We start from the raw sequence: 293 nt of genomic DNA on the forward strand, positions 1-293 counted from the left end.
GCCGCGTCGTCGTACGGGTTCCTCGGCGGGCCGGACGACGCGGAGGTCGCGCTGCGGACGGTCGGCGCCTGGTGGCGGCTGGACGCCCCGAACGGCTCGGTGCTCGCTCGCACCGGCCTCGCCCTCTTCGCCCTCTGACACGCCTGCCCCCGGGCCCCGTCGATCATGGAGAAGGTTGGCTTCCGAGCGCCTCCAGGGCCGACCTTCTCCATGATCTCTCTGTCAAGATCCTCTCTGTCAAGATCCGGTGTGCCGGGTCCTGCTCGACGGGGCGGGTGCCGGTGTGAGTACCG

At 71.0% G+C, this 293-nt stretch carries 1 protein-coding gene; it reads left to right on the forward strand.

Annotated features, from left to right (window positions below; translation table 11 throughout):
- Window positions 1–138 (forward strand): DUF8185 domain-containing protein (locus ACW62_RS36745; protein WP_476733810.1); only part of this gene is annotated, 138 nt, incomplete at its 5' end.
- Window positions 139–293 lie beyond the last annotated feature (155 nt).

The organism is Jiangella muralis, from assembly GCF_001270745.1.
In the GTDB taxonomy this organism is placed as follows: Bacteria; Actinomycetota; Actinomycetes; order Jiangellales; family Jiangellaceae; genus Jiangella; species Jiangella muralis.